This window comes from Spirosoma arboris (assembly GCF_009754945.1).
Classification (GTDB): Bacteria; Bacteroidota; Bacteroidia; order Cytophagales; family Spirosomataceae; genus Spirosoma; species Spirosoma arboris.
Window position 1 is genome coordinate 1 of sequence record NZ_WPIN01000073.1, and the last position, 749, is coordinate 749.

The 749-nt window shown below is 52.7% G+C and carries 1 protein-coding gene; it reads right to left on the bottom strand.

From position 1 onward, the window contains the following. Positions 1–118 precede the first annotated feature (118 nt). A partial coding sequence (locus GO755_RS40710; protein WP_157591178.1) for a T9SS type B sorting domain-containing protein occupies positions 119–749 on the bottom strand: 631 nt, incomplete at its 5' end.

The window sequence follows — 749 nt, forward strand, 5'->3', positions numbered from 1 at the left end:
ACAAAAGTGTATCCTTTTTTGATATGTATTAGTGGTTAATTCGTAAAGTAGTTGGGGTGAGCGTAGTAAGGTTTATCGGACCTATTACGCTCACCCCAACTACTTTACGAATTACACCTTATCTGGCCGAAACGCCTTCTCTGAGGATCTGCACCCAGCCCTTGATGACCTGAGGAGGGAAATTCTTGTCCAACATGGCATAACTCACCGTCGCCTGGTAATAGTACAAGCCCGTCGGTAAGTCCACCCCATCCACACTCTTGCCATCCCAGGCTAAACTCGATCCACTCGTCTCATACACCTTGGCCCCCCACCGATTGTACACCACAAAACTGATGCTGGATACAAACCGCGGACACCGCAGCGGCTGAAACACATCATTCTTGCCATCTCCATTGGGCGTGAACACATTGGGCAAAACCAGACTTGGACACGCATCCACACACACCTTGTTGGATGGCGCACTCTCCAGGCCCCGCTTGCTGACAGCGGTCACATAGTAACACCCCGCTACGGTCGACAAACCCGTGTGGTCATACTTCAGGGTGGGGGCCTCCACACTGGTCAACATGCCCAGAGTGTCCTGCTGATAGCGACCATAGTAGACCTTGTAGCTGGCAATGTTGGGATCACAGTTGGGACCAGAGCCCGCCAGCCAGTTGAGTTTGTTGGTGAAACTGCTCTGATCACAGAGGCTCTCCGGACTCAGGTTGGCACAGTTCAGCGAGTCCACACTCAGCCTGGGGGGA